The organism is Flavobacterium sp. YO12 (assembly GCF_004119495.1).
Taxonomy (GTDB): domain Bacteria; phylum Bacteroidota; class Bacteroidia; order Flavobacteriales; family Flavobacteriaceae; genus Flavobacterium.
The window spans coordinates 1-3,869 of sequence record NZ_NRQU01000120.1 but is presented as its reverse complement, the minus strand read 5'-3'; the positions used below and the strand labels follow the sequence as shown (position 1 = coordinate 3,869).

Sequence of the window (3,869 nt, the reverse complement as noted above, 5' to 3'; positions counted from 1 at the left end):
GTGTCAATTTATTAGTTCTACTTCCTAATCGACCAAATATACTTTCAAATGATAATATAAATTTCTTTTCAATTTGCGCTTCAATAATTTTATTGGTTATTTCTTTACATGTACCTTCCAGAAAATACGGAGATATTTCTCATAAATTTCATTCGTGCGGGAGAGACATAAATATTTTGTATGATAAAGTATGTTATTGGAAGAATAATCCTGAAACGGTAAATCACGATCAAATAAAAGAACTAATAGATGAATATAATCTAATATTAAAAAACTACGATATAAATCATTCTACACTCGATTTTTCTGTTTTCAAATGTTCAAATTATAAAGACTATTTTGAAAAATTTCCTACATGGTTTTATTTTAAAACATATGTCATGTATTTTCTTTCTTATTATCTCTTATATTGTGTTGCAATAATTTTTCCAATTGTTATATTTTTTAGCTTAATGAATTGACAATCTTTTAATTTATAATTCAAAAAAACCCGATCGCACAGATATATCTCCGCAACGATAGCGCGGATTTGCAATCCGTGCCCGCAAAGTAATGAGCACATTGCATCTCTAAGAACCAAATCTTCGATCTTAAAAAAGTCGAGGTTTTTCCATTTTAAAAATCTTATTGCTCACTCAAATGAAAATTCAAAATCTCCACCAATTCATTGAGCCAATACTAATTGTCTTCAAAATTTGTAAGCCCAATTTGAAAGGTTTCTTGTTGTTGCATTACAGATAAAATTAAAATGCAATCCTCACCCACACTACATAAAGTCTCTCAACTTTGCCTTCTTTTATAAATTTCATAATCGAAACTGCTTGTTCTTTTTGACTAAAAAAAGACGTATTGTGACACAAAAAAGTCGTATATTAGTAAAATAACTGAAAACCGTAGTCTTAATTTTACGAGACCTACTCAAAAAACTAAAACCACTTATCATGCCGCTAACACCAAAAATAACGGAATTATTGTCTAAAAAATACAACCCCAATGTAACTATTTTTGGCAATTATGACAGCAGTAAAAGTGCTTCAATTCTAGATCACGATAACGGAACTACTTTTATAATATCCGAAAATACTTTATTTTCTTTCAAAGATCAACACCGAAATCATTGGATGACACTTGTACAATCATTTCCTTCAAATGGAAAACATTACACGCCTAAACTCGGCGAATTGTACGTCGCTAATGATGGAATAAAATACAACTTCACCACAAAAGAAGAAATTCTGGAAATGGCAGTAGAATACTTCGAAAAACATAAACACAATATCGAATAATTTTTACCTATTCAACTTTGAATGTGTTAACTTAGCTGAGAGTTCAAATTAAGAACTAAATCGTAACTTAAAGCAACTGAAGTAAAACTGCAAAACAATATGAGTAAATTTAATTTCAAGAATAAAAAGTTTGCCCTAATTCAAAATTCAAATAATGGACAAGTAAATACAGAAACTGTTTTTAATTATAATCAGGACGGATATCTTGTGACTGCAGACTATTTTGGAGGAACAATAAAATACGGAAAGATTATTGCAGAATTAAAAGACAACGAATTAAATATGCTTTATCAATGCTTGACTACAGATAATGAGCTAAAAGCGGGCAAAGCATTGGCACAAATTAGTTTGACAGAGAATGATAAAATAAAATTGTCTTTGGATTGGGAATGGCTGACAAATGGAAACGAAAAAGGAAAATCTGAATATATAGAAATTGAATAAACAATCGAAAAAAGAAGGACAGCGCAAACACAAAAAATCCCGCTTGTAAACACAAAATAAAGATAAAACAACTCCCCAATAGGATGTGTTGCCTATGTATGTATTTTAAAAATTATTACTCTTGGTATGGCAATAAATCAATTTCGTATCTAACGGATTCACTAGTTTTAACAGCTTTTATAAGGGTATTTTTTTTGATGACAAACTGTTCCTTACCATCTTTTGATAACGATTTTGGTGTAATTGTTTTTAAATCCTCTTTTTTATTAACTTTTATCTTCGATAATTGATCAGGATTATTTATTTGCGAAAGCCCTTTTAAAAGGAGTCCGTACATGGCGTCTGACTGCAAAAAATCAGTTAGCTTTTGCTTGTTATTTATAGTTTCTTCTACTTGTTCTAAATATTTTGTTATTGCCGAACCGGAATAACTAAGCAGTATCTTTTCCTTTGTTTCCTGCCATCTTTTATCCATATCCTCAGGTTTTATAACATCAATTATCTTTCCGTTTGGATTGACCAAAACTGTAATTTCATCAAAAACATAAGCAACTCTTCGAATGTAAGAAACATTATTTGGACCTTCAAATTTAAAATCCATACACAAAAAAGTATATTTGATGATTTGATCTGATATATCTGATTTATAAATATTTACTTTTCGGATATAAGTGTTGTCCTTGGTTTTGTCTGCTCCTTTTACATAAGATGAAAAATTGTAAGTTAGACTATCGGTCGCTTTTTCTTGTGAAAAAGAATATAGGCTAAAGAAAAAAAGGATACAAATAATACTGTATTTGCTTTTTTGCATGGGTGCTATTTTAGTTAGAATTGGCAATAAAATACTTTTCAACAATACTTTTATATTTTTTAGGGCTGTACTTTATAACAGGTTTATTTTTACCATCAAACAAAACCATTGCTGTTCTTTTGTTAAGCATCGTAATATCGATAAGGTATGTTTTTTTAGCAGTAATAAATTTTAATTCTCTGGCGTTTGTTCTGCCTACAAATCTGTTATCTGTTGCCGGGCCATATGTATTATAAATGGAATCTGCCGTTTTTTTATGAATCTCAATTTCTTCTTCTGAGGCTGCAACTTTTTGATTTTCAACAAAAAATATTCCTTGTGAAGGCGAAGTCACCGTTATACCAAAGTCTGTTTTTATATCTTGATTTACCTTTTTAATGTGCTTGGAAGAACAACCATTCGATACAACAAGAATTGTTAGTAAACAAAGAATATGAATTATAGTATTTTTTAAATTTTTCATTTGAATTAAATATAACAAAGATTACAACCTGAAATCTCTAACAAAAATCTGTTTTTAACTTAAAGATGAGTCTTGTAAACGCATCAAAATCTCAACAACAATACAAATAATAAAACCTCAATCTTAAAAAAACCGAGGTTTTATTTTGTAAATCTTATTCCTCACTCAAATAAGGATTCAAAACTTCAGCCAATTCATTCAACCAAAAAAAGCCGTTTTCTAACTCATTTATTCTGGTTTGGAGGGTTTCGTGTTCTCGCAATACGCCTAAAGCTAAAATATAATTTACTTGTCGTAATGCTTTAGCCATATCTTCGAGATCTATAACATGGTTAAAAAAATCAATCAGCCTTGTTTCGGCTTCTTTAGAAAGGGTTCTTGTTTTCATAATGTCGTAATATTAGGAATATAAAAACCCTTGCATCTTAGTGTTCCTAACGCTTACGACGGCGTTTACAGTCGTTTCCGATACCGTACACATAATGCAAGGGCAAATCTTGCTCTAATTTAAAGTCGTAATTTTTTAGGAACTTCAAATGTAGAGAAAAACATTTTAAAAAGAAAGATTTTTCTTTCAATTAGTATATTTCTTTTATCAAAGATATGAAATCTAAATTTCAGCAAACATTTATCACATTTTTGTCATTTCGACTGGCAGGAGAAATCACACTAGAAATTCCGCAATCTAAACCGCCAATCTTTGTCGATATACGTGTGTGATTTCTCCCTTTGGTCGAAATGACAAACTGTGAGTATTGACATACTGTATGATTTGACACAATCTTGTCATTTCGACTGGAAGGAGAAATCTCACTAGAAGCTCCACAAAGCGAGTCGACAATCTTTGTCAATATACGTGTGTGAT

The 3,869-nt window shown here is 30.3% G+C and carries 6 protein-coding genes; 3 read left to right on the top strand and 3 right to left on the bottom strand.

Going from position 1 to position 3,869, the window contains the following annotated elements; genetic code table 11:
- Positions 1 to 38 precede the first annotated feature (38 nt).
- The 3 genes from BOW55_RS21735 (at position 39) to BOW55_RS20480 (ending at position 1,730) form a co-directional block, all read left to right on the top strand.
- Positions 39 to 461, top strand: a complete 423-nt coding sequence (locus BOW55_RS21735; protein ID WP_371414552.1) for an SLATT domain-containing protein — start codon at positions 39 to 41, stop codon at positions 459 to 461.
- A 480-nt stretch (positions 462 to 941) separates the two neighbouring features.
- Positions 942 to 1,286 (top strand): hypothetical protein, encoded by a 345-nt coding sequence (locus tag BOW55_RS20485; protein ID WP_129026304.1) that lies wholly within the window; start codon positions 942 to 944, stop codon positions 1,284 to 1,286.
- Between the two features lie 99 nt (positions 1,287 to 1,385).
- Positions 1,386 to 1,730 (top strand): hypothetical protein, encoded by a 345-nt coding sequence (locus BOW55_RS20480; protein ID WP_129026302.1) that lies wholly within the window; start codon positions 1,386 to 1,388, stop codon positions 1,728 to 1,730.
- A 115-nt stretch (positions 1,731 to 1,845) separates the two neighbouring features.
- Here BOW55_RS20480 and BOW55_RS20475 read toward each other — a convergent pair whose 3' ends face one another.
- From BOW55_RS20475 to BOW55_RS20465, 3 genes are all read right to left on the bottom strand, one after another.
- A complete protein-coding gene (locus BOW55_RS20475; protein WP_129026300.1) occupies positions 1,846 to 2,541 on the bottom strand; it encodes a hypothetical protein in 696 nt (231 codons plus the stop codon).
- Positions 2,542 to 2,551: 10 nt separating this feature from the next.
- Positions 2,552 to 3,004 carry a hypothetical protein gene (locus tag BOW55_RS20470; protein ID WP_129026298.1) on the bottom strand — a complete coding sequence of 151 codons (453 nt, stop codon included), beginning with the start codon at positions 3,002 to 3,004 and terminating at the stop codon, positions 2,552 to 2,554.
- A gap of 154 nt (positions 3,005 to 3,158) precedes the next feature.
- On the bottom strand, positions 3,159 to 3,392 hold the full coding sequence (locus BOW55_RS20465; RefSeq protein WP_129026296.1) for a hypothetical protein: 234 nt from the start codon (positions 3,390 to 3,392) through the stop codon (positions 3,159 to 3,161).
- Positions 3,393 to 3,869: the final 477 nt, after the last annotated feature.

What these genes read in the sequence shown, in the direction of transcription:
- BOW55_RS20465 (WP_129026296.1), bottom strand. Translation starts at nt 3,392, where the DNA reads ATGAAAACAAGAACCCTTTCTAAAGAAGCCGAAACAAGGCTGATTGAT.
- BOW55_RS20485 (WP_129026304.1), top strand. Translation starts at nt 942, where the DNA reads ATGCCGCTAACACCAAAAATAACGGAATTATTGTCTAAAAAATACAAC.
- BOW55_RS20470 (WP_129026298.1), bottom strand. Translation starts at nt 3,004, where the DNA reads ATGAAAAATTTAAAAAATACTATAATTCATATTCTTTGTTTACTAACA.
- BOW55_RS20475 (WP_129026300.1), bottom strand. Translation starts at nt 2,541, where the DNA reads ATGCAAAAAAGCAAATACAGTATTATTTGTATCCTTTTTTTCTTTAGC.
- BOW55_RS20480 (WP_129026302.1), top strand. Translation starts at nt 1,386, where the DNA reads ATGAGTAAATTTAATTTCAAGAATAAAAAGTTTGCCCTAATTCAAAAT.